This is a genomic window from Streptomyces chengmaiensis (assembly GCF_029846775.1).
GTDB classification, from domain to species: domain Bacteria; phylum Actinomycetota; class Actinomycetes; order Streptomycetales; family Streptomycetaceae; genus Streptomyces; species Streptomyces chengmaiensis.
Genome location: NZ_JARWBG010000033.1, coordinates 22951 through 44626 on the forward strand (window position 1 = coordinate 22951; position 21676 = coordinate 44626).

Sequence of the window (21676 nt, forward strand, 5' to 3'; positions counted from 1 at the left end):
GGTACTCCTTCCTCCGGTACCTCGCCAAGGCCGAACGCCGCCATGGCGAAGAGCGCAAGCAGTGAGAGCGTGGCCTCTTCGCAGAGCATGCCGCTCACCCTTCGCACGGTACGCGGCCCGGGCCGTGATGCTGCCACGCCGAGGTGTGGGGAGTGCTCAGGCAGGGGCGCGGGAAGCGTCGTGGGCGCCGGACATAGCCGTGCGGAGGCGGGTCAGGGCCTCCGGCTTGGCGCACGGGTGGGCGCCCAGGGCCGACTGGCGGGCGACGATGCCCCGTTCCGCACGCATCAGCCGCCAGCCCCTGCGCAGCAGGAACGGGACCGACTTGCGGCCCTCGCGCAGATCGCGCAGCAGCCGGCGGCGGAACGTCGTGGAGGGCCGGCCGCGCAGACACAGCGCATCGGCCAGCAGGCCCAGTTCGGCGCAGTGCGCCACGATGTCGGCCGCGAAGATGCCCTCCGCGATGAACAGCGGCATGGTGCCGAAGTCCAGGGGCTCACGGCCCACGCGCGCGCTCGTCGCGATGTCGTATACCGGCACGGTCGTACGGCCGGTGGCGCACAACTCCTCGATCGCGGCCACCGCCGCGTCCGCGTCCCACGAGCCGGGGGAGTCCCAGTCGATGTCCTCGCTCCCCTCGACCGTAGGGAGCGAAGGGTCGTCGCCCTCCTTGTAGAAGTCGTCAAGGCGCAGCACGGGCAGTCCGGCGAGGGCGGCGAGAGACGACTTTCCGGAACCTGAGGGGCCGGCGAGCAGCACGACGCGCGTCGGGATGGGATGGGAACTCACGGGAGACAAGTGTGCGGCATTGACCCGCGCAGGGGATCCCCCGGGCCTTCGGTGGGTTCCGGCATTCCGTTTCCCCTACTCTGGGTGCAGAGTTGATTACACAGTGTTCAATTTCGAGGAGGTAGGTGCTCCATGGCCCGTCATGCAGCTCCCAGCAATCAGCGACGTGCCCTGCTGTGCGCCGGACTTGCCGTCGCCGCGGCCGCGGGCGCGGTCCTCGGCGCCGGCGGCGGCGCGCATGCCGCGCAGACCGATGCGGGCGAGGGGCTGTCGCACGCGCTGCCAGGCGCGCTGGGCCCGGTCAAGAGCCTGCAGCTCGACCCGCTCGCCAACACGGGCGTCGACCCGCTCGACAACGCCGTCGGCACGCAGGTCGCCGACTTCCCCCCGGTGAGCACGGCGCTCGCCACCGACCCGGTTGCCAAGGGCGGTTCGCTGGGGACTTTGCCGCTGGTTGGGCAGGTGGCAGGGCTGCTGCCGGGCTGAGCCGGCCCAGTCCGGTGTGCGGGCGAAGGCCCGTACACCGGACCGTACGGGCGAAGGCCCCGCCGTGTGAGGGATGCGGCGGGGCCTTCGGCTCGGGAGCGTTCGGGGACGGCGAGTTCGGGACCGGTGTTCAGTACGAGGAGCCCGACGCACCCAGCGAACCCGTCGGGTGCCAGACCGTCTTCGTCTCCAGGAACGCCGTCAGCCGGCCCGTTCCCGGCGTCTCGTTCCAGTCCACAGCCTGTGGACGGAGCACCCGCTTGAGGTTGTCCGCGGCCGCGGTCTCCAGCTCCTTGGCCAGCACCTCGTCGTCCGCGGCGCCCGTGAGGTCGATCGCGTTGACGTCCTGGTGCGCGGCGAGCGGGGCCGCGATCTCCGCCGTGCGGCCGGACAGGACGTTCACCACGCCGCCCGGCAGGTCGGAGGTGGCGAGCACCTCGCCGAGGGACAGCGCGGGCAGCGGGGACTCCTCGGAGGCGATCACGACGGCCGTGTTCCCGGTCGCGATCACCGGGGCCACTACGGACACCAGGCCGAGGAAGGACGACTTCCGGGGGGCCAGAACCGCCACGACACCGGTCGGCTCCGGGGTGGAGAGGTTGAAGAACGGACCCGCGACCGGGTTTGCCCCTCCTGTGATCTGGCCGATCTTGTCGGTCCAGCCCGCGTACCAGACCCAGCGGTCGACGGCCGCGTCCACCTGGGCGGCGGCCTTGGACTTCGACAGGCCCTCCGCGTCCGCCACTTCGCGGACGAACTGGTCCCGGCGGCCCTCCAGCATCTCCGCGATGCGGTAGAGGATCTGCCCGCGGTTGTACGCGGTCGCGCCCGACCAGCCGCCGAACGCCTTGCGGGCTGCGACGACCGCGTCCCGGGCGTCCTTGCGGGACGCGAGCGGGGCGTTGGCCAGCCACTTGTCCTTGGAGTCGGTCACCTCGTACACCCGGCCGCTCTCGGAGCGGGGGAACTTGCCCCCGACGTACAGCTTGTAGGTCTTGAAGACGCCAAGGCGTGCGGGAGTATCAGACATCGAGGTACGCCTCCAGACCGTGGCGGCCGCCCTCGCGGCCAAACCCCGACTCCTTGTAGCCGCCGAACGGCGAGGTCGGGTCGAACTTGTTGAACGTGTTGGCCCAGACGACTCCGGCGCGGAGCTTGTTCGCCACCGCCAGGATGCGCGAGCCCTTCTCCGTCCAGATGCCTGCCGACAGGCCGTACGGGCTGTTGTTGGCCTTCGCCACCGCCTCGTCCGGTGTACGGAAGGTGAGGACGGACAGCACCGGGCCGAAGATCTCGTCGCGCGCGATCGTGTGCGCCTGGGTGACGCCCGTGAAGACGGTGGGCGCGAACCAGTAGCCGGAGGAGGGCAGTTCGCAGGCGGGGGACCAGCGCTCGGCGCCTTCGGCCTCACCGGCCTCGGCGAGGGCCGTGATCCGGGCCAGCTGCTCGGCGGAGTTGATCGCGCCGATGTCGGTGTTCTTGTCCAGCGGGTCGCCCAGACGGAGGGTGGACAGCCGGCGCTTGAGGGAGTCCAGCACCTCGTCCTGGATGGACTCCTGGACGAGGAGGCGGGAGCCCGCGCAGCAGACCTGGCCCTGGTTGAAGAAGATGCCGCCGACGATGCCCTCGACGGCCTGGTCGATCGGGGCGTCGTCGAAGACGATGTTCGCGCCCTTGCCGCCCAGCTCCAGGGTGACCTTCTTGCGGGTGCCTGCGACCTGGCGGGCGATCGCCTTGCCGACGGCGGTGGAGCCGGTGAAGGCGACCTTGTTCACATCCGGGTGCTCGACCAGGGCCGCGCCGGCCTCCCCGTATCCGGGGATGATGTTGACGACGCCCCTGGGCAGGCCCGCCTGGCGGCAGATGTCCGCGAAGAACAGCGCGGACAGCGGGGTCGTCTCGGCCGGCTTCAGCACCACCGTGTTGCCGGCGGCCAGCGCCGGGGCGATCTTCCAGGCGAGCATCAGCAGCGGGAAGTTCCACGGGATGACCTGGCCGGCCACGCCCAGCGGCCGGGGGTTCGGCCCGTAGCCCGCGTGGTCCAGCTTGTCGGCCCAGCCCGCGTAGTAGAAGAAGTGCGCGGCTACCAGGGGGAGGTCCGCGTCGCGGGTCTCCTTGATCGGCTTGCCGTTGTCGAGGGTCTCCAGGACGGCCAGCTCGCGGGAGCGCTCCTGGATGATCCGCGCGATGCGGAAGAGGTACTTGGCACGCTCGGCGCCGGGCAGCGCCGACCACTTCTCGAACGCCTTGCGGGCGGCCCGCACCGCCCGGTCGACGTCCTCGGCGCCCGCCCGGGCGACCTCGGAGAGGACCTCCTCGGTGGCGGGGGAGATCGTCTTGAAGACCTTGCCCTCGGCGGCCTCGGCGAACTCGCCGTCGATGAAGAGCCCGTACGAGGGGGCGATGTCGACGACCGAGCGGGACTCGGGGGCCGGCGCGTACTCGAAGGGGGAAGCGGAAGCGGGTGTGGATGTCTGGTTCATGGGGCTCAGTCCACCGTCACGTAGTCGGGGCCGGAGTAGCGGCCGGTCGCCAGCTTCTGACGCTGCAGCAGCAGATCGTTCAGCAGGCTGGAGGCGCCGAACCGGAACCAGTGGTTGTCCAGCCAGTCCGCGCCCGCGGTCTCGTTCACCAGGACCAGGAACTTGATCGCGTCCTTGGAGGTGCGGATGCCGCCGGCCGGCTTCACTCCCACCTGGATTCCAGTCTGCTCCCGGAAGTCGCGCACGGCCTGGAGCATCAGGAGGGTGTTCGCCGGAGTGGCGTTCACCGCGACCTTCCCGGTGGAGGTCTTGATGAAGTCCGCGCCCGCGAGCATGCCGAGCCAGGAGGCGCGGCGGATGTTGTCGTACGTGGACAGCTCGCCGGTCTCGAAGATGACCTTCAGCCGGGCCGGGCCGGAGGCCTCCTTCACGGCGCGGATCTCCTCGTACACCCTGAGGTAGTGGCCGGAGAGGAACGCGCCGCGGTCGATCACCATGTCGATCTCGTCGGCCCCGGCGGCGACGGCGTCGCGGGTGTCCGCGAGCTTGATGTCGAGCGCGGCGCGGCCGGCGGGGAAGGCGGTGGCCACGGACGCGACCTTGACGTCGGCCCCCTTCAGGGCCTCCTTGGCGGTCGCGACCATGTCCGGGTAGACACAGACGGCGGCGGTCGTCGGCGTGGTGCGGTCGGTCGGATCGGGGTGGACGGCCTTGGCGGCGAGCGCCCGGACCTTGCCCGGGGTGTCCGCGCCTTCGAGCGTCGTCAGATCGATCATCGAGATGGCCAGATCGATGGCGTACGCCTTGGCCGTGGTCTTGATCGAGCGCGTGCCGAGCGATGCGGCGCGGGCCTCCAGCCCCACGGCGTCGACGCCGGGGAGGCCGTGGAGGAAGCGGCGCAGTGCGCTGTCGGACGCGGTCACGTCAGCGAATGCAGTGGTGGGCATGGTCACGAGATGAGCATATCTACGCGCGTAGCGGGCTGTACAGAGGGCGCAGGCGGCGCTGCCGGATCGTGACCTGCGGGCTCCGTGAGGGAGCCGCTCCGGCGCGTGCGGCAGAATCGGAGGCATGACGAGTCCCCAGCAGCCCGCCGAGCCCGCCTACGCCGACCGGGCCTTCCGGTCCACCGGCGGACTGGTGGGCGGCGGACTGCTGCTCGCGCTGATCCTGTGGATCGTCGGCGACGCCGTGATCCGCGGCGAGGGCCGCACCCCGTGGCTCGCCCTGGCGGGGGCGCTGCTCGTCGTGCCGCTCGTGGTGGCGTTCACCGTGCGGCCCGCGGTCTTCGCCAACGACGAGCGTATCCGCATCAGGAACCCCTTCCGCAACATCGTGCTGCCTTGGGGGTCCGTGGCCGATGTGCGCGCCGGGTACTCGAGCGAGATCTTCACCCAGGGCGGCCGCAAGTACCAGCTCTGGGCGATCCCCGTATCGCTGCGGCAGCGCAAGCGCGCAGCGCGGAGGCAGGCACAGGCTGCGTACGACGATCCGCACGGCCGGACGTCCGCCACGGCCGACGTCCGCGACCAGGAGTCGCGGCTGGCCCCCGCCGACCAGACGATCGCCGACCTGCGGGAGATGGCCGAGCGCTGCGGGCCCCTTCCCGGCGCCCAGGGCGAGCCCCAGATCCGCTGGGCCTACGAGGTGGCGGCGCCGGCCGTGGCGGGCGCGGTGGTGCTGGCGGTGCTGCTCGCGACCGGCTGAGCGGGTTCTGGCAGAGGCGGCACGGGCTGGAAGGGCCGGGCGTGCGTCCGCGTTGCGCGCCGCTGTACGGCGCGGGCCGGGGTGCGTGTCGAGGACGACGTCCGGCCCGGTGTGGGTATGCGGCACGCTTCAGGCACCTCGCCGGTGTGGGCCAACGCGTTTCTGCCCCTTGCCCGGGCGTTGGGGGCCGCGGGCGCGCGCCGCGCCTCGCACGCCGCGCGTCTGCGGGGTGCTGTCGGGCGCAGACGCTGCCAGACTGCCCGCGGCCGTGGGCCGGTGGGGTCCGGCGTGCCGCCCGACAGGCGGCGCCTGTATGCCCGGCCCCCGGGCCTGTGGGGCGGACGCGTGGCCCGGGTGCGGCCCGGGGGCGCCGTCTGGCCGACGGTGCGTGGGGGGCCGCAGATCAGGCGTGGGCATGGGGTGGCCGGAGGTCACGGCGTGGGCGTGGGGTGGCCGCAGTCCGCGGAGCGGGCGGTCCTCCGTGTCCGGGGCCGTGCGGGCGGGCGCGGGGCGGACGGCTGCGCCGCGCCCCGGCCGGGGCGCGGCGCACCGCGGGGCGTCAGATGCCCGCCGCGCTCGCCAGGTCCGTCTTGATCGCCGAGAGGATCCGCGTCGCACTCTCCCGTGCCGTGGACAACTCGCTCGCGTCCGCGACCGGGACCACGACCTCCAGGTAGCACTTCAGCTTCGGCTCGGTGCCGCTGGGGCGGACGATGACGCGTGCCTTGAACTCGCCCTCCAGGTAGTAGCGCAGCCCGTCCGTCGGCGGCAGCGCTTCCGTGCCCCGGGTCAGGTCCTCGGCGGTGACGACCTGCAGCCCCGCGAGCCGGGCCGGCGGCTGCTCGCGCAGCGTGCGCATCGCGTCGGCGATGACGCTGAGGTCCTCCACCCGCACGGAGAGCTGGTCGGTGGCGTGCAGCCCGTGCGCCACGGCCAGGTCGTCGAGCAGGTCGGTGAGCGTGCGGTCGTGCTCCTTCAGCTCGGACGCCAGCTCGGCGACGAGCAGCGCGGCGGTGATGCCGTCCTTGTCGCGTACGCCCTCGGGGTCGACGCAGTAGCCGAGCGCCTCCTCGTAGCCGTACCGCAGACCTTCCACGCGCGCGATCCACTTGAAGCCGGTCAGGGTCTCCTCGTGCCGCAGTCCGGCGGCGTCCGCGATCCGGCCCAGGAGCGAGGACGAGACGATCGACTCGGCGAACGCACCGGTCGCACCCTTGTGCACCAGATGGGCGGCGAGCAGCGCGCCGACCTCGTCGCCGCGCAGCATCCGCCAGTCGTCCTCGTGCGGCACGGCGACGGCGCAGCGGTCGGCGTCGGGGTCGTTGGCGATGATGATGTCCGGCTGCGCCCGGCGGGCGGCGGCGAATGCGAGATCCATCGCGCCCGGCTCCTCCGGGTTCGGGAAGGCGACCGTCGGGAAGGCCGGGTCCGGCTCCGCCTGCTCCTCGACCAGCACCGGGGCGGGGAAGCCGGCCCGGGCGAACGCCGCCGTCAGCACGTCCTTGCCGACGCCGTGCATGGCCGTGTAGACCACGCGGGCGGTACGGGGGGAGGAGGGCGCCAGCACCGCGTCCGTACGGGCCAGATACGCCTCCACGATCTCGTCGCCGAGCGTCTCCCAGCCCTCGGCGGCGCGCTCCACGTCGTCCAGGCTCGCGACCGCCGCGATCTCGGCCGCGATCTCCGCGTCGGCGGGCGGCACGATCTGGGAGCCGTCGCCGAGGTAGACCTTGTAGCCGTTGTCGCGCGGCGGGTTGTGGCTGGCGGTCACCTCGACGCCGGCGACCGCGCCGAGCTGCCTTATGGCGAAGGCCAGGACCGGCGTAGGAAGCGGGCGCGGCAGCACGGCGGCGCGCAGACCCGCGCCGACCATGACGGCGGCCGTGTCGCGGGCGAAGTCCGCGGACTTGTAGCGGGCGTCGTAGCCGATGACGACGAGGCCGTCGCCCCGGCCCTTGGCCTTGAGGTACCCGGCCAGGCCCGCGGCGGCGCGGATGACGACGGCCCGGTTCATCCGCATGGGCCCGGCGCCCAGCTCCCCGCGGAGTCCGGCGGTGCCGAACTGGAGCGTGCCGGCGAAGCGGGCGGCGAGCTCGTCGAGGTCCTGTGACTCGATGAGCTTCGCGAGCTCCTCGCGGGTCTCGCCGTCCGGGTCCTCGGCCAGCCAGGCGTTGGCTCGCGCGATGAGGTCCTGGGTCACTGTGGTGTCGCCTCTCGTGGTGGTTGATGGGTGTCTGTGGGGTTGTCTCCCCCACCCCGCACCCTCCCGTAACCGGGGGATGCGCCCCGGGGCCCTCCCAGGGGAGGTTTCCGGACGGTTTCCTGGGGGCTGCCTGCCGTGTGACGGCTTCGGCGGGGAGTCTGCTTCGCACCGCGTGGGCGGGTGCGGCTTCGCGGTCGGCGGGTTCCCGGGCCGGTGTGCGGGTGCGGTGTCCGCTGCCGGGGTGCGGGGTGCGGGGTGCGGCGAGGGCTTCCCGCCGTTCTCGCCGTCCAGAGGTTCTGCCCCGGCCCCTTCCTTTCCGGGGTGCCTGCCCGGCCCTTCCCTTCCGGGGAGCCTGCCCCGGCAAGGCGGCTGCTTTGTGCCGCGGCATGCGGGTGCGGCGTCGTTCCGCGTCGCCGCCGGGGTGGCGAGGGTTCCCCGCCGTTCCCGGCATCCGCGGGGTGCGCCCCCGGGGGCTGCCGCCACGCGCCTCCTCCCGCGCGACGGCAGTCCCCCGGGGCGCTGCGCGGGGGGAGCGGCGTCGGGTGTCGCTCCGGCGTCCGCTCGGGTGGTGCGGGTGGTGCGGGGCGCCGGGGGGGGGTGACGCCGCAGTCCCCGGGGTGCACGGAGGTGCGGTGGGGACGGCGCGTTCCGGGAGTTCCGTCCCCGGCTCGCATAGGGGTGCGGTAGGGCGGTGCGCCCGTGTCGCTCGGGCGGCGGCCGGTGAGGTTGTTCCCGGCGGGCCCCATGCGGCGATGCGGCCGGGGACCGTCAGGGGCCGTCGGGTCCCGGCGCGCAGGGCGCGGGGCCGCGGCCTGCGAGAACATCCCTCAGGGGCCGTCAGATCCGCGCCAGCACCCGGGTCAGCAGCTCGCCCATCCGCGCCGCCGAGTCGCGGCCCGCCTGGAGGACCTCCTCGTGGTTCAGGGGTTCGCCCGTCAGACCGGCCGCCAGGTTGGTCACCAGTGAGATGCCGAGCACCTCGGCGCCCGCCTCCCGGGCCGCGATGGCCTCCAGGACCGTGGACATGCCGACCAGGTCGCCGCCCAGCACGCGGACCATGTTGATCTCGGCCGGGGTCTCGTAGTGGGGGCCGGGGAACTGGACGTAGACGCCCTCCTCGAGGGTCTCGTCCACCTCCTTGCACAGCGCCCGCAGCCGCGGCGAGTACAGGTCCGTCAGGTCGACGAAGTTCGCGCCGACGATCGGGGAGGTCGCCGTGAGGTTGATGTGGTCGCTGATCAGCACCGGCTGGCCGGGACGCATGCCCTCGCGCAGACCGCCGCAGCCGTTCGTCAGGACGACGGTCTTGCAGCCCGCGGCCACCGCCGTGCGCACGCCGTGCGCCACGGCCGCGACGCCGCGGCCCTCGTAGTAGTGCGTACGGCCCAGGAAGACCAGCGCACGCTTGTCGCCGACGCGGTACGAGCGGATCTTGCCGCCGTGGCCCTCGACCGCCGGGGGCGGGAAGCCCGGCAGCTCCGTGACCGGGAACTCCGCCTCGGGCGCGCCGAGCGCGTCGACGGCCGGGGCCCAGCCGGAGCCCATCACAAGTGCGACGTCGTGGGCCTCGGCGCCGGTCAGTTCGCGCAGTCGTGCGGCCGCGGCGTCGGCGGTGCCGTGCGGGTCGGACTGGGGATCGGCGGCAGCGCCGTGGAGCTCGGGATTCACAGATGCGTTCACGTCGTCGAGAGTAGCCGAGCATTCCCTACGCGCGTAGATGACTCAGCTCACGGTGTTCGGATCGTTGTGTTGTCGTTTCCGACGAACCCGCCGCCGGTGAACCCGCCGCCGGTGAACCCGCCGCCGGTGATTGCCCGATCGTCAGCAGGGGCGCTTGCGCAGCTCCATCACATAGTCGTGCGGCGCGCCCGCCGACTCCGCCGCGTCCGCGAGCTCACCGAGATAGCGGGCCGACGGCAGACCGCCCTCGTAGGCGTTCAGGACGTAGACCCACGCGGGCTCCTCGCCGTCCAGGGTGTGCACCCGGACCCGCATCCGCCGGTAGATGTCGAGTCCGACGCCCTCCCAGCGGTCCATCGCCTCCTCGTCCATCGGCGCGATGTCGTACAGGGCGACGAAGACCTGGGAGCGCGGGGCCTCCACGATCGTGGCCAGCGCCCCCTCCCAGCCCAGCTGCTCCCCGCCGAAGGTCAGCCGCCAGCCGTTCAGCCAGCCGGTGCCGCGCAGCGGGGAGTGCGGTGCGCGGCGGGACATCAGCCGCGCGTCGAGGTTGCCGGCGTACGCGGCGTAGAGCGACATGAGATCGAGGGTACGGGAGGGAAGGCTGGAGCCGCTCATATGGCCTGTGGCACGTGAGTGCGGCCGTTTGGCCGCTGTCCGGCTGCCGTATCGGGGCCCCGCGGGGAGAGAAGCCCGTGCCGTGCGGGACAATGAAGTACGTACTGCATTCCCCGGGGCCAGGCCCCGGACCCCCGGTCGGGCGGGCAGGCAGGCCGGGAACGACATGCGAGGCGGACTTTTTCGTGACCCGGATCGTGATCATCGGCGGCGGACCCGGCGGCTACGAGGCGGCCCTGGTGGGCGCCCAGCTCGGCGCGGAGGTGACCGTCGTCGACTGCGACGGCCTGGGCGGGGCGTCGGTGCTCACCGACTGCGTGCCGTCCAAGACCCTGATCGCCACGGCCGAGGTGATGACAAACTTCGACTCCTCGTACGAGGAGCTCGGCATCATCGTCGCCGACGACACCCCGCCGCTGGAGCACTCCGCCCGTGTCGTGGGCGTGGACCTCGGCAAGGTCAACCGACGGGTGAAGCGGCTCGCCCTCGCGCAGTCCCATGACATCACCGCCTCCGTCACCCGCGCGGGGGCGCGCGTCATGCGCGGCCGCGGGCGGCTGGAGGGCCAGCAGGCGATGGACGGCTCCCGCACGGTCGTGGTCACCGCGGCCGACGGCACTCAGGAGCGGCTCACCGCGGACGCGGTGCTGATCGCCACCGGCGGGCACCCGCGAGAGATCCCGGACGCCAAGCCCGACGGGGAGCGCATTCTGAACTGGACGCAGGTGTACGACCTCGACGTCCTGCCCGAAGAGCTCATCGTGGTGGGGTCCGGCGTCACCGGCGCGGAGTTCGCCGGCGCGTACCAGGCGCTCGGCTCCCGCGTCACCCTCGTCTCCTCGCGCGACCGCGTGCTGCCCGGCGAGGACCCGGACGCCGCGGCCGTCCTCGAGGACGTCTTCCGCCGCCGCGGCATGAACGTGATGGCCCGCTCGCGCGCCGAGTCCGCCAAGCGCGTGGGCGACCGGGTGGAGGTCACCCTCTCCGACGGCCGGGTCATCTCCGGCACGCACTGCCTGATGGCGGTCGGCGCGATCCCCAACTCCGCGGGCATGGGCCTGGAGGAGGCCGGCGTACGGCTCAAGGACTCCGGCCACATCTGGACCGACCGGGTGTCCCGCACCAGCGCGCCCGGCGTGTACGCGGCCGGCGACGTCACGGGCGTCTTCGCCCTCGCGTCGGTCGCGGCGATGCAGGGCCGGATCGCGATGTACCACTTCCTGGGCGACGCGGTGACACCGCTGAACCTGAAGACGGTGTCCTCCAATGTCTTCACCGACCCCGAGATCGCGACCGTCGGCTACACGCAGGCGGACGTGGACGCCGAGGTCATCGACGCCCGTGTCGTCAAGCTGCCGCTGCTGCGCAACCCGCGCGCGAAGATGCAGGGCATCCGGGACGGCTTCGTCAAGATCTTCTGCCGTCCCGGCACCGGGATCGTGGTCGGCGGAGTCGTCGTCGCGCCGCGCGCGAGCGAACTGATCCATCCGATCTCGATCGCGGTCGACAACAATCTGACGGTGGAGCAGATCGCAAATGCTTTCACCGTGTACCCCTCTCTGTCGGGGTCGATCGCGGAAGTCGCGCGGCAGCTGCACACCCGGAAGGCCACCGCCGAGCTGTAACCGGCCGTTCAGGCCGCCTGCCTGGGACGTTCGGGCGAACAACTCGGGGCAGCCCATACCACTCCGGGGCTCCATGTGTCGGCAACTTCGTCTATTCAGTGCATACTGCTGAAAACTATCGGGCGATGGGGTTACTGTCAGTTTCGTGTTCGCTGCAGAACGTCGCCAATTGATCCTCGAAATGGTGCGGGCCAACGGGGCGGTTTCGCTCCGTGAGCTCGCCCGCGTCGTCCAGACCTCCGAAGTGACCGTACGGCGGGACGTGCGGGCACTGGAGGCAGAAGGACTCCTCGACCGCCGGCACGGCGGTGCAGTACTGCCGGGCGGCTTCACCCGCGAATCCGGCTTTCCGCAGAAATCCCTGTCCGCGACCGCCGAGAAGACGGCCATCGCCGATCTCGCCGCAAGCCTCGTCGAGGAAGGCGAGGCGATCGTGGTCGGTGCGGGAACGACGACGCAGGAGCTGGCCCGCCGGCTCGCGCGGGTTCCCGGGCTGACCGTGGTCACCAACTCCCTGCTGGTGGCCCAGGCGTTGGCCCATGCCAACCGCGTGGAGGTCGTGATGACCGGGGGCACGCTGCGGGGCACCAACTACGCACTGGTGGGCAGCGGCGCGGAGCAGTCGCTCCAGGGACTGCGTGTCTCGCGCGCGTTTCTGTCCGGCAGCGGGCTGACGGCCGAGCGCGGCCTGTCCACGTCCAACATGCTGTCGGCCAGCGTCGACCGGGCGCTGGTGCAGGCGGCGGCGGAGGTGGTCGTGCTCGCCGACCACACCAAGCTCGGCACCGACACGATGTTCCAGACGGTGCCGACGGACGTGATCACCCGACTGGTCACGGATGAGCCGCCGGCGCATGACGACCGTGCCGCCACGGAGTTGCAGGCCCTGGCCGACCAGGGCGTCCAGATCGCCGTCGCGGGTGCGGGTGCCGGCGCCGGTGCGGGGCCTGTGGCGGAGGACGGGTTGCCCTCGGGACCCTCGGGGCGGCAGCCCCGCCGTGAGGTCCCGCTGCCCGGGCAACGCCGCACCCGCAGTGCTCCAGGCCCGTTGCGCAGCCCCTCGCCGCTGACGTCGGAGCCCGCGGATCGGGACCGGCCGACGCGCATGGCGGACCTCCGCCGCAGGTGAGCTTTCTGCGGGGGCATCGCCCCCACGCCCCCGTGGGGTGCGCCGCGCCGTCGGCTTCCCGGGGGCGCGGTCACATCGCCCGCAGCCCCCGCAGCGTGAGCCGAAGCAGCCGGTCCGGGAGGCCCGGATCCTCCGGTGACTGCTCCGAGGCGAGGGCGATCGCGTTCGTCAGCTGCAGCAGGTCCCCGATCGAGACATCCGCCCGCACCGCACCACCCCGCTGCGCCCGCAGCAGCAGCACCTCGCCCGCCTCGCGCAGCTCCCCGCTGCACCGGGCCAGCGCCGAACTCTCGTCGCCGGAGGCGCACATCAGCTCCCGGGCCAGCCCCCGGTACTCACCGGCGTGGGTGATGATCGCCCGCAGCCAGTCGACGAGCGCCGTGCACGGCTCCTCCGCGTCCGCCAGTTCGCGGGAGCGCTCGAGCAGCGCCGCCAGCGCGTCCTGGAAGACCGCGTTCATCATGGCGTGGCGGTTGGGGAAATGCCGGTACAGCGTTCCGATACCGACCCCCGAGCGCCGTGCGATCTCCTCGAGCGATGCATCGGTGCCACGCTCCGCGAAGACGGCCCTGGCCTCGGTCACCAGCCGGGCGTGATTGCGGCGCGCATCCGCCCGCATCGGCCGCTCTGACCGCGTCTGCTCTGACCGCGTCTGCTCTGACCGTGTCTGCTCTGACCGTGTCTGCTCTGACCGCTGCTGCGCGAACCGCGGCCGCTCGGACCGCATCGGCCGCTCGGACTCCGCCGACGTGGTCGCCATCTCCGCTGTCCTCCCTGAGTCCGCCCCCGGCATCCAGCATGCCATCCGAGCACGGGGAGGCCCACGCGCTGTGAACACCGCGGCATCCCGCAGGCCCGCGCTCGCACTCGCGCTCATCCTCGGCTGTCAGATGATGCTGATGCTCGACGCCACCGTCGTGAACATCGCCCTCCCCGGCATCGGCGCCGATCTGGGCTTCAGCCCCGCGGGCCTGTCCTGGGTCCTGAACGCCTACACGCTGGCCTTCGGCGGGCTGCTTCTCGTCGGGGGCCGGATCGGCGACCTGTTCGGGCGTCGCCGCACCCTCGTCGCGGGGGCGGCCGCCTTCAGCGTCGCCTCGCTCCTCGGCGGCCTCGCCGACAACGCGCCCGCCCTGCTGCTCGCCCGCGCCGCCCAGGGGGCGGCCGCCGCCGTGACCGCGCCGTCGGCGCTCGCACTCGTCGCCACGATCCACCCCGAAGGGCCCGAACGGGACCGTGCGCTGGGCCTGTTCACCTCCATGGCGGCGGCCGGGTCTGCGATCGGCATGGTCCTCGGCGGGCTGCTGACCGGCCTCGGCTCCTGGCGCTGGACGCTGTTCATCAACGTGCCCGTCGGGCTTGCCGTCGCCGCGCTGCTGCCGTTCGCCCTCGTCGAGACGCCCCGCAGGCCCGCCCGCTTCGACCTCGCGGGCGCGCTCACCGGCACGGGCGCGGTCGCAGCCCTCGTCTACGCCTTCATCCGCGCCGCCGACCACGGCTGGGCGGACCCTCAGGTCGCCCCCTCGCTCGCCGCCGCGTTCGTCCTGCTGCCGGTCTTCGTGCACATCGAGCGCCGGGCGGCCCAGCCGGTCGTTCCGCTCGGCCTGTTCGCCGTACGGAACCGGGTACTCGCCTACGGGGCGATGCTGCTGACGCCCGCCGCGATGTTCGGGGTGCTGTACGTCGACACACGGCATCTGCAAGTCGTACGCGGCTACGGCCCGCTGCACGCGGGGCTCGCCTTTCTGCCGCTCGCCGCGGGCCTCTTCGCCGCCTCCGTGCTCGCCGGGCGGCTGCTCGCCCGGCACGGCCTCAAGAGGGTCGCCGGGACCGGGCTCACGCTCGCGATCACCGGTGTGCTGGGCCAGGCAGCGGCGGCCGCGGCCGGGGGAGGGCAGTGGGCGCTGGCCGTCCCGCTCGCGCTGAACGGCCTCGGGGTCGGGCTCGTCTTCATGCCGCTCAGCGCGCTCATCCTCAGCGGCGTCGACCCGTCCCGCGCGGGCGCGGCCTCCGGCACGATGCAGACCGTGCAGCAGATCGGCGGTGCGCTGGGACTGTCCGTGCTGGTCGTCACGGTGTACGGGGCCGGGGTCCGGGGCACGGACAGCGCCGCCGGACTCGGGGCGGCCGCCGTGTTCCTGGCCGCCGCGCTCGTCCTGGTACTGAACACACGGGTGGGGCCTGACCGTTCAGCTCACGGTCAGGCCCCACACCGGAAACGGACGGCGGACGCCGGTCGCTGAGCCCCGGGTCGTCGAGGCCGCGGACCTCGGGCCCTCGGCCCCTGAGGCCGGTCCGTGGGCCTTGAGTCCTCAGTCCTTGATCTCGCAGATCACCGCGCCGGACGTGAGCGAGGCGCCGACCTCGGCGGACAGGCCCTTGACGGTGCCGGAGCGGTGGGCGTTGAGGGGCTGCTCCATCTTCATCGCCTCGAGGACGACGATCAGATCGCCTTCCTTGACCTCCTGGCCCTCCTCGACCGACACCTTGACGATGGTGCCCTGCATCGGGGAGGCGAGGGCGTCGCCGGACGCCGCGGAGGCGGACTTGCGGGCGGCGCGGCGCTTCGGCTTCGCGCCCGCGGCCAGCCCGGTGCGGGCCAGGCTCATGCCCAGCGAGGTCGGCAGCGAGACCTCCAGGCGCTTGCCTCCGACCTCGACGACGACCGTCTCCCGGTCCGCCTCCTCCTCGGCCTCGGCGTCCGCCGGGGCGGCGAAGGCCGCGATGTCGTTGACGAACTCCGTCTCGATCCAGCGGGTGTGGACCTGGAACGGGTTGGCGGTGAAGGCGGGGTCGGCGACCGCCTTGCGGTGGAAGGGGATGGCGGTGGCCATGCCCTCGACCGTGAACTCCGCCAGCGCCCGGGCGGCGCGCTGCAGCGCCTGCTCACGGCTGGCGCCGGTGACGATCAGCTTGGCCAGCAGCGAGTCCCAGGCCGGGCCGATCACGGAGCCGGACTCCACGCCGGCGTCCAGTCGCACACCCGGGCCGGTCGGCGGGGTGAACGCGGTCACCGTGCCGGGGGCCGGGAGGAAGTTGCGGCCGGGGTCCTCGCCGTTGATGCGGAACTCGAACGAGTGACCGCGCACCGGCGGGTCGTCGTAGCCGAGCGCCTCGCCGTCGGCGATGCGGAACATCTCCCGTACGAGGTCGATGCCCGTGACCTCCTCGGTGACCGGGTGCTCCACCTGGAGTCGGGTGTTGACCTCCAGGAAGGAGATCGTGCCGTCGAGGCCGACGAGGAACTCCACGGTGCCCGCGCCGACGTAGCCGGCCTCCTTGAGGATGGCCTTGGACGCCCGGTACAGCTCGGCGTTCTGCTCGTCGCTCAGGAAGGGGGCCGGGGCCTCCTCGACCAGCTTCTGGTGGCGGCGCTGCAGCGAGCAGTCGCGGGTGGAGACCACCACGACGTTACCGTGCTGGTCGGCCAGGCACTGGGTCTCCACATGGCGCGGCTTGTCCAGGTAGCGCTCCACGAAGCACTCGCCGCGGCCGAAGGCCGCCACCGCCTCGCGCACGGCGGAGTCGTACAGCTCGGGCACCTCGTCCAGGGTGCGGGCGACCTTCAGACCGCGACCGCCGCCGCCGAACGCCGCCTTGATCGCGATCGGCAGGCCGTGCTCCTCGGCGAAGGCCACCACCTCGCCCGCGCCGCTGACCGGGTCGGGGGTGCCGGCCACCAGCGGCGCGCCCGCGCGCTGGGCGATGTGCCGGGCGGCGACCTTGTCGCCCAGGTCCCGGATCGCCTGCGGCGGCGGGCCGATCCAGATCAGCCCGGCGTCGATGACGGCCTGCGCGAACTCCGCGTTCTCGGAGAGGAAGCCATAGCCTGGGTGGACGGCGTCGGCTCCGGAATCCTTGGCGGCCTGCAGCACCTTGGCCATGTCCAGATAGCTGGCGGCCGGGGTGTCACCGCCCAGGGCGAACGCTTCGTCGGCCGCGCGGACATGCAGAGCGTCCCGGTCCGGGTCGGCGTAGACGGCTACGCTCGCGATCCCGGCATCCCGGCAGGCTCGGGCGACGCGTACAGCGATTTCGCCACGGTTGGCGATGAGCACCTTGCGCACGATGGCTCCCTCCTTGAAACAAGCTGAGTTTAGGGACTGCCGACACGGCCTATCGACCCGTCCCCAATGGTGAGCTTGCCCACACGGAGCGTGATTCGAGGCTCGCCCAGACTGCGAAATCCCTTGTCGCACCAAAGGTACGACGGGTTCCCCCCTCGCACAGTAGACCTGTGATGTGGTCAAGGTCTCTGTTCAGGGGTCCAGCGGCCGAATGGGTTTCTTTGTGGAGTCCCTACGAATGGCCCAATCATTGTCTGCCCGGTGGAGCGGCCCGCCGAGCATCTGGTCCTACATCTTGTCCAAGGGTTTACCAGTCAGTAGCGTTCGCGCTGTCGTACGTACTTCCGGTAATCGAGTGACTGAGGGTTGGGGGCGCCGTGGTGCGCAGACCGGCAGCCGTGGTGACGGCACTCGTACTGCTGGCGGAGGCCGTCGGCATCGTGGCGATCAACGGCATCCTCGCCACCTTCGCCGACGGCCAGTCCATGTCGCTGGCCGGGCTCGACCCGGACGCCATGGTCACCGGAACCTGGGCGATGGGCATCGCCTTCGGGCTCTATCTGACGGCGTGCGCCGCGGTGTCGCTGCTCGCCGGGGTGCGGGACCGGGCGCCGGGGCGCGCCGCGCGCACCCTGCTGGTCACCTGTGCGATCACCCACGGGGTGCTGGGTGCGGTGACTGTGGGGCTCGTGGGCTGGGGCGCGTTCGCCTTCTTGATGATCGTCCTGGGGCTGATCGTGCTGACGCTGGTGGCGTACGGGGAGGAACGCGGCGCGAAGGCTCCGCCGGAGGGGGCCGAGGCGGATGCTGCCGACGCTTCCGCGAACGGCGCCGCTCCCGCCTGAGGCCACCGCTTGAGCCCCCTGCCCGGCCCGGGGTCACGCCTGAGGCCCTGCCCGGGGTTCCGCCCCCCGCGGCACCGGGGAGCCGTTTCCCGTAGCCGGATGGCGCACATCGAGAACGGCCGTATCACTCGCGTTCGTGTCACGTGCGACCTCGGCAAGCTCCTGGAGGCCTGGCTACGCACGCCGCGGACCGCCTGCCGAGCAGTAGTTTCCTCACCTACGCCCGCCCGTCACCCCAGCCGGATCGGCTTCAGCTCGTCGAACCGGTCGCCAGGGCCAGGGTTGGCCGCAGTGGTCTTGCCACCCAGCTGGGTCATGACACCCCACACCGCGTTCAAGCCGGTTGTGACCGCGCCCTCGGCCCAGCCGCCGGTCCACGACACGTCATCTCCCGCGAGGAAGATGCCGCGGTGGGACGGGGCGAAGCCCTCCTGCATGAAGTGGCTGTAGAGACGTTCCTGGTAGCGGTAGTGACCTGGCAGGTTGTCGCTGAAGGCGCCCATGAAGTCCGGGTCGTCCTCCCAGGAGATGGTGACCGGATCACCGATGATGTGCGAGGCGATGTCGACGTTCGGATAGATCTGCTTCAGGGAGTGCAGCATCAGTCGCACCCGCTCCTCGACGTCGAGCGGCAGCCACTTCAGCGCGTCGTCGTTCCACGTGTACGACAGGCAGATCAGCGCGGGCTTGTCGGGGCCGTCATCCAGCAGGTACGTGCCGCGGGTCAGACGGTCCGTGAGCGTGGTGCTGAGCACGTGCTGGCCGGTCTCGGGGTCGACGTCCTTCCAGAAGGGCCGGTCGACCACGACGAACGTCTTGGACGACTGCATGTAGTGCGTCCGCTCGATGGCCGTCCACAGATGGTGGCTGAACAGCGACTCGTCCGTGTCGATCCGGGCGGACAGCAGCCACGACTGGCACGTGGCGATGACCGCGGGGTAGGTCGACGTCCTGCCCCACCTGTCCGTGATCTCGATCAGGTCGCCGGGGCCCTCCGCCCTGCGTATACGCCGCACCGCGCCGCGGGGCGATCCGCCGTGCAGCGAAGCGAGGCTGGTACCGGATGGCCAGTGGGCGAGGTCCTCGGGGACGTGCTGCCACAGGAGCTGGGGCAGGCGCTGAGCACCGCCGAGGATGCGCTGATGGTCGTCCTCGGCACCCACGTAGACCACCCGCAGGATCTCGAGCATCGAGTCGGGGAAGTTGGTGTCCCAGCCGCCGGTGCCGAAGCCGACGAGACCGAACGCCTCGCGGTACTCGAAGGGGAGGGAGGAAAACGCCTTGGACGTGGCGAGGTAGTGCGAGAAGGACATGTCGTCCAGGCGGGGAACGAGCTCGTTCCACAGCTTCTTGATCGTGCGGTAGTCGCGGTCCGCGATCGCCTGCTGCATGGCCCCGAAGTGGGAGCGTTCCTCAAGGCAGTCCTGCCAGGCCGCGGCGACGTCGTGGAACATCTGCGGCAGGTCGGCGGAGGACTCGGCGTAGTGCCTGCGCCCGGCGATCTCAATCACGGTGCTGTCGGAGGCCGGGGTGAGGGGGTTGGGGAACGGCTTCGTGTCGAGGCCGAGCATGTCGATGTAGTGGAACAGGGCGCGCGCGGACCGGGGGAACCGCATGCCGCCCAGGTCTGCCACCGGGTGGCCGGTACCGGGTTGACAGGCACCGCGCAGCCGCCCGCCGAGCTGAGCGGACTCGTACACGACCGGCTTCAGCCCCAGCTTCATCAGCTCGTACGCGGCGACCAGACCGGACATGCCGGCGCCGACGACGGCGACCTCCGTGCCGTGCTGCTCGCGCGGGATTGAGCCGAGCCCGTCGGGGTGCGCGAGGTACTCGTCGTAGGAGAAGGGAAAGTCGGGGATCAGCATGCTGATGCCGCTGTGCGGGGGCGTGTTCACGGGGCGTCCTGAAGGTTCGTGCCGGGGTGCGGTCCGGCGTGGATCGGTTGTGCGGGAGGGGGACGGTCGCTTCGGGGAGGGCTGGTCAGCCGCGCAGGGCGAGATAGTCGGTGTCGTGACGCGCCGCGCGGAGGACACTGCGGCTCACGTCGCCCTGCACCAGCTCCTCGCCCGTCTCGCCGGCTGCGACGCGTCGGCCGTAGGGATCGCTGATGCAGCTCAGCCCGGCGAAGGCGGGGCCGGCGTGGTTGGCGTACGCGATGAAGATCTGGCTCTCCAACGCCCGCGTGGGCACCACCATGCCGGGGACGAGCCGGGTGTCGAACGGTGCGGGCCGGCCGTCGACCGGCGGGCGCAGCGGAACCGCGGTGGGCACGCACAGCAGCTCGGCTCCGGAGAGCGCCGCCGCGCGGGTGAACTCGGGGAACTCCACGTCGAAGCAGACGCCGAGCGCCACGGGTACGCCATGCAGGTCGACGACCTGAGGCCGCTCCCGGCCGGGCGCGAAGAACGTGTTCTCTGCCGCACCGAAGAGATGCATCTTGTGGTACCTGGTCAGTTCGCTCCCGGTGCCGTCGAAGAGCGATGCGCTGATGAAGCGTTCGCCGTCCTGGCGGTCGACGGTCGAGGCGACGAGGGCCACTCCGGCGGACCGGGCGACGGCGGCGAGCCGTTCGCGTTGCAGGGCTCCGTCGTCGTCGGCGACAGCGGCCGGGCCGTAACCGCTGACGAACAGTTCCGGCGTCACCACAAGCCGTGCACCACGTGCCACGGCCCGCGTCGCGAACTCCTCTATCGTCGCCAGGTTGCGGGTGGCGTCGCCGACGATGCCGGTGGCCTGCATGACCGCCACGGTCAGAGGGCCGGACTCAGTCATCGAGCGAGCCCTCGCACAGCCTCCGGACCACCTCAGTCAGGACGTCGACTCCGGCGCACAGATCGGGCTCCTCGGTGAACTCGCCCTCGTTGTGGCTGACCCCCTCCCGACTCGGGACGAACAGCATGACCGTCGGCACGACGTCGTTCATGTTGATGGAGTCGTGCCCGGCCAGCGTGTACACCGGTCGGCTGGTCAGGCCGAGGCATTCCGCGCACTCGCGGGCGAGGTCCACACCGGCTGCCGGGTACGGAAGGACACCCCACGCATGGGTGCCGCGAACCTCGATCCGGACGTTCACCTCGTCCTCGATCAGTTTGATGCCATCCTTCAGCAACTGCTTTGCCTCGGCGAGGACTTCCTCGTCGGCCGAGCGGAGGTCCATCGTCAGGTCGACCTGGCGGGGCACGACGACGGGGGAGTTGGGCAGCACGGTGAGCTGTCCGACCGAGGTGTGCAACCCCCCGGCGGGGTAGCGGTCGGCCAGCCCGCGCAGCAGTACCACCAGACGGGAGGCCCCGAGGAGGGCGTCGCGGCGGTCGGCGATGACCGTGGACCCGGTGTGCGCCTGCTCGCCGCGCACAGTGACGGTGAACTTCTCCGCCGCCCAGCAGGAGTGGACGAGCCCGATGGTGGTGCCGGAGTCCTCCAGCGACCGCCCCTGCTCGATATGGATCTCGGCGCACGCGGCGGGCGCCGGCCCGGCCCCGGACCCGGAGTGCCCGATGGCGGCGAGGGCCTCGGCGACGGTCACTCCCTCCACGTCACGAATGGCGAGGGCGTCCGCTGCCGTCATCTTTCCGGTGAAAACCGAGCTGCCCATCATGGACGGGGCGAACCGGGACCCCTCCTCGTTGAACCAGTCCACCACCGCCAGGTTGTACTTCGGCCGGTGACCGGGGGCATGACCCGCGGCCAGCCGCCGGCCCGCGTGCAGGGCAGCCGCGACACCGTACGCCCCGTCGAACTTGCCGGCCAGGGGCTGGCTGTCGAGGTGGGAGCCGACCAGCACGTACGGTGCTCCAGGGTTCCACTCCAGCAGCCCGAAGACGTTGCCGATGGCGTCGACCTCGACGGTGAAGCCGTACTGGCTCAGCAGGGCGGTGAACCAGGCCCGCGCCTGGGCGTCGGCGACGGTCGCGGCCTGCCGGTCCACGCCTCCGCCGGGTGTCTCGCCGATCCGGCTCAGCGAGCGGAAGTCTCGCAGGAACAGCTCGGAGTCGGAGTCCGGGGTCATGTGCTCGGTGGTCATGTGTTTTCTCCTGGGAA

At 71.9% G+C, this 21676-nt stretch carries 18 protein-coding genes; 6 read left to right on the plus strand and 12 right to left on the minus strand.

Annotated features, from left to right (window positions below; genetic code table 11):
- Positions 1-156: 156 nt before the first annotated feature.
- Entirely contained in the window at positions 157-789 is a 633-nt protein-coding gene (locus tag QCN29_RS24480; RefSeq protein ID WP_279930820.1) for a uridine kinase family protein, read from the minus strand.
- A 132-nt stretch (positions 790-921) separates the two neighbouring features.
- Here QCN29_RS24480 and QCN29_RS24485 point away from each other — a divergent pair, with 132 nt between their 5' ends.
- Positions 922-1275: a hypothetical protein gene (locus QCN29_RS24485; protein ID WP_279930822.1), complete on the plus strand. Its 354-nt coding sequence runs from the start codon at positions 922-924 to the stop codon at positions 1273-1275.
- 130 nt (positions 1276-1405) lie between these two features.
- Here QCN29_RS24485 and QCN29_RS24490 read toward each other — a convergent pair whose 3' ends face one another.
- The 3 genes from QCN29_RS24490 to deoC are packed head-to-tail and all read right to left on the minus strand — an operon-like array spanning position 1406 to position 4705.
- On the minus strand, positions 1406-2305 hold the full coding sequence (locus QCN29_RS24490; RefSeq protein ID WP_279930823.1) for an aldehyde dehydrogenase family protein: 900 nt from the start codon (positions 2303-2305) through the stop codon (positions 1406-1408).
- Positions 2298-3758 (minus strand): aldehyde dehydrogenase family protein, encoded by a 1461-nt coding sequence (locus QCN29_RS24495; protein WP_279930825.1) that lies wholly within the window; start codon positions 3756-3758, stop codon positions 2298-2300. Before QCN29_RS24495 ends, QCN29_RS24490 begins: the two co-directional genes overlap by 8 nt.
- 5 nt (positions 3759-3763) lie before the next feature.
- On the minus strand, positions 3764-4705 hold the full coding sequence (gene deoC / locus QCN29_RS24500) for a deoxyribose-phosphate aldolase (protein ID WP_240137518.1): 942 nt from the start codon (positions 4703-4705) through the stop codon (positions 3764-3766).
- Positions 4706-4829: 124 nt separating this feature from the next.
- Between deoC and QCN29_RS24505 the strand changes: the two genes are divergently transcribed.
- Positions 4830-5465 carry a PH domain-containing protein gene (locus tag QCN29_RS24505; RefSeq protein ID WP_279930827.1) on the plus strand — a complete coding sequence of 212 codons (636 nt, stop codon included), beginning with the start codon at positions 4830-4832 and terminating at the stop codon, positions 5463-5465.
- A gap of 559 nt (positions 5466-6024) precedes the next feature.
- Here QCN29_RS24505 and QCN29_RS24510 read toward each other — a convergent pair.
- From QCN29_RS24510 to QCN29_RS24520, 3 genes are all read right to left on the minus strand, one after another.
- Positions 6025-7665 (minus strand): phospho-sugar mutase, encoded by a 1641-nt coding sequence (locus QCN29_RS24510; protein WP_279930828.1) that lies wholly within the window; start codon positions 7663-7665, stop codon positions 6025-6027.
- A gap of 840 nt (positions 7666-8505) precedes the next feature.
- Entirely contained in the window at positions 8506-9348 is an 843-nt protein-coding gene (locus tag QCN29_RS24515; RefSeq protein ID WP_398859861.1) for a purine-nucleoside phosphorylase, read from the minus strand.
- Between the two features lie 141 nt (positions 9349-9489).
- Positions 9490-9927 carry a gamma-glutamylcyclotransferase gene (locus QCN29_RS24520; RefSeq protein WP_240137512.1) on the minus strand — a complete coding sequence of 146 codons (438 nt, stop codon included), beginning with the start codon at positions 9925-9927 and terminating at the stop codon, positions 9490-9492.
- Positions 9928-10151: 224 nt separating this feature from the next.
- On the opposite strand from QCN29_RS24520, the gene QCN29_RS24525 reads away from it, so the two are divergent.
- Both QCN29_RS24525 and QCN29_RS24530 read left to right on the plus strand, forming a co-directional pair.
- Positions 10152-11591 carry an NAD(P)H-quinone dehydrogenase gene (locus QCN29_RS24525; RefSeq protein WP_240137510.1) on the plus strand — a complete coding sequence of 480 codons (1440 nt, stop codon included), beginning with the start codon at positions 10152-10154 and terminating at the stop codon, positions 11589-11591.
- A gap of 181 nt (positions 11592-11772) precedes the next feature.
- The gene (locus tag QCN29_RS24530) at positions 11773-12720 is read left to right on the plus strand and encodes a DeoR/GlpR family DNA-binding transcription regulator (RefSeq protein ID WP_450169965.1); all 948 of its coding nucleotides are present in this window, start codon (positions 11773-11775) and stop codon (positions 12718-12720) included.
- 70 nt (positions 12721-12790) lie between these two features.
- Here QCN29_RS24530 and QCN29_RS24535 read toward each other — a convergent pair whose 3' ends face one another.
- Positions 12791-13339: a TetR/AcrR family transcriptional regulator gene (locus QCN29_RS24535; protein WP_240137569.1), complete on the minus strand. Its 549-nt coding sequence runs from the start codon at positions 13337-13339 to the stop codon at positions 12791-12793.
- A 211-nt stretch (positions 13340-13550) separates the two neighbouring features.
- Here QCN29_RS24535 and QCN29_RS24540 point away from each other — a divergent pair, with 211 nt between their 5' ends.
- Positions 13551-14963, plus strand: a complete 1413-nt coding sequence (locus tag QCN29_RS24540; RefSeq protein ID WP_279930833.1) for an MFS transporter — start codon at positions 13551-13553, stop codon at positions 14961-14963.
- 69 nt (positions 14964-15032) lie between these two features.
- Here the strand turns inward: QCN29_RS24540 and QCN29_RS24545 are convergent, their stop codons facing one another.
- Positions 15033-16787 carry an acetyl/propionyl/methylcrotonyl-CoA carboxylase subunit alpha gene (locus QCN29_RS24545; RefSeq protein WP_279930834.1) on the minus strand — a complete coding sequence of 585 codons (1755 nt, stop codon included), beginning with the start codon at positions 16785-16787 and terminating at the stop codon, positions 15033-15035.
- Positions 16788-17167: 380 nt separating this feature from the next.
- Between QCN29_RS24545 and QCN29_RS24550 the strand changes: the two genes are divergently transcribed.
- Positions 17168-17632, plus strand: a complete 465-nt coding sequence (locus QCN29_RS24550) for a hypothetical protein (protein ID WP_279930888.1) — start codon at positions 17168-17170, stop codon at positions 17630-17632.
- 230 nt (positions 17633-17862) lie between these two features.
- On the opposite strand, the gene QCN29_RS24555 is transcribed toward QCN29_RS24550, so the two are convergent.
- From QCN29_RS24555 to QCN29_RS24565, 3 genes are all read right to left on the minus strand, one after another.
- Positions 17863-19500 carry a flavin monoamine oxidase family protein gene (locus QCN29_RS24555; RefSeq protein WP_279930890.1) on the minus strand — a complete coding sequence of 546 codons (1638 nt, stop codon included), beginning with the start codon at positions 19498-19500 and terminating at the stop codon, positions 17863-17865.
- Between the two features lie 115 nt (positions 19501-19615).
- Positions 19616-20407 carry a nitrilase-related carbon-nitrogen hydrolase gene (locus tag QCN29_RS24560; protein ID WP_279930835.1) on the minus strand — a complete coding sequence of 264 codons (792 nt, stop codon included), beginning with the start codon at positions 20405-20407 and terminating at the stop codon, positions 19616-19618.
- A complete protein-coding gene (locus QCN29_RS24565) occupies positions 20400-21659 on the minus strand; it encodes a M20 family metallo-hydrolase (RefSeq protein ID WP_279930836.1) in 1260 nt (419 codons plus the stop codon). The genes QCN29_RS24560 and QCN29_RS24565 overlap by 8 nt, the downstream gene beginning before the upstream one ends.
- Between the last annotated feature and the right edge of the window lie 17 nt (positions 21660-21676).

Bases quoted from the DNA above. Each gene is read 5' to 3' on its own strand.
- deoC (WP_240137518.1), bottom strand. From the start codon at position 4,705: ATGCCCACCACTGCATTCGCTGACGTGACCGCGTCCGACAGCGCACTG.
- QCN29_RS24495 (WP_279930825.1), bottom strand. From the start codon at position 3,758: ATGAACCAGACATCCACACCCGCTTCCGCTTCCCCCTTCGAGTACGCG.
- QCN29_RS24530 (WP_450169965.1), top strand. From the start codon at position 11,773: ATGGTGCGGGCCAACGGGGCGGTTTCGCTCCGTGAGCTCGCCCGCGTC.
- QCN29_RS24560 (WP_279930835.1), bottom strand. From the start codon at position 20,407: ATGACTGAGTCCGGCCCTCTGACCGTGGCGGTCATGCAGGCCACCGGC.
- QCN29_RS24565 (WP_279930836.1), bottom strand. From the start codon at position 21,659: ATGACCACCGAGCACATGACCCCGGACTCCGACTCCGAGCTGTTCCTG.
- QCN29_RS24505 (WP_279930827.1), top strand. From the start codon at position 4,830: ATGACGAGTCCCCAGCAGCCCGCCGAGCCCGCCTACGCCGACCGGGCC.
- QCN29_RS24520 (WP_240137512.1), bottom strand. From the start codon at position 9,927: ATGTCGCTCTACGCCGCGTACGCCGGCAACCTCGACGCGCGGCTGATG.
- QCN29_RS24485 (WP_279930822.1), top strand. From the start codon at position 922: ATGGCCCGTCATGCAGCTCCCAGCAATCAGCGACGTGCCCTGCTGTGC.
- QCN29_RS24490 (WP_279930823.1), bottom strand. From the start codon at position 2,305: ATGTCTGATACTCCCGCACGCCTTGGCGTCTTCAAGACCTACAAGCTG.
- QCN29_RS24555 (WP_279930890.1), bottom strand. From the start codon at position 19,500: ATGCTGATCCCCGACTTTCCCTTCTCCTACGACGAGTACCTCGCGCAC.
- QCN29_RS24535 (WP_240137569.1), bottom strand. From the start codon at position 13,339: ATGCGGGCGGATGCGCGCCGCAATCACGCCCGGCTGGTGACCGAGGCC.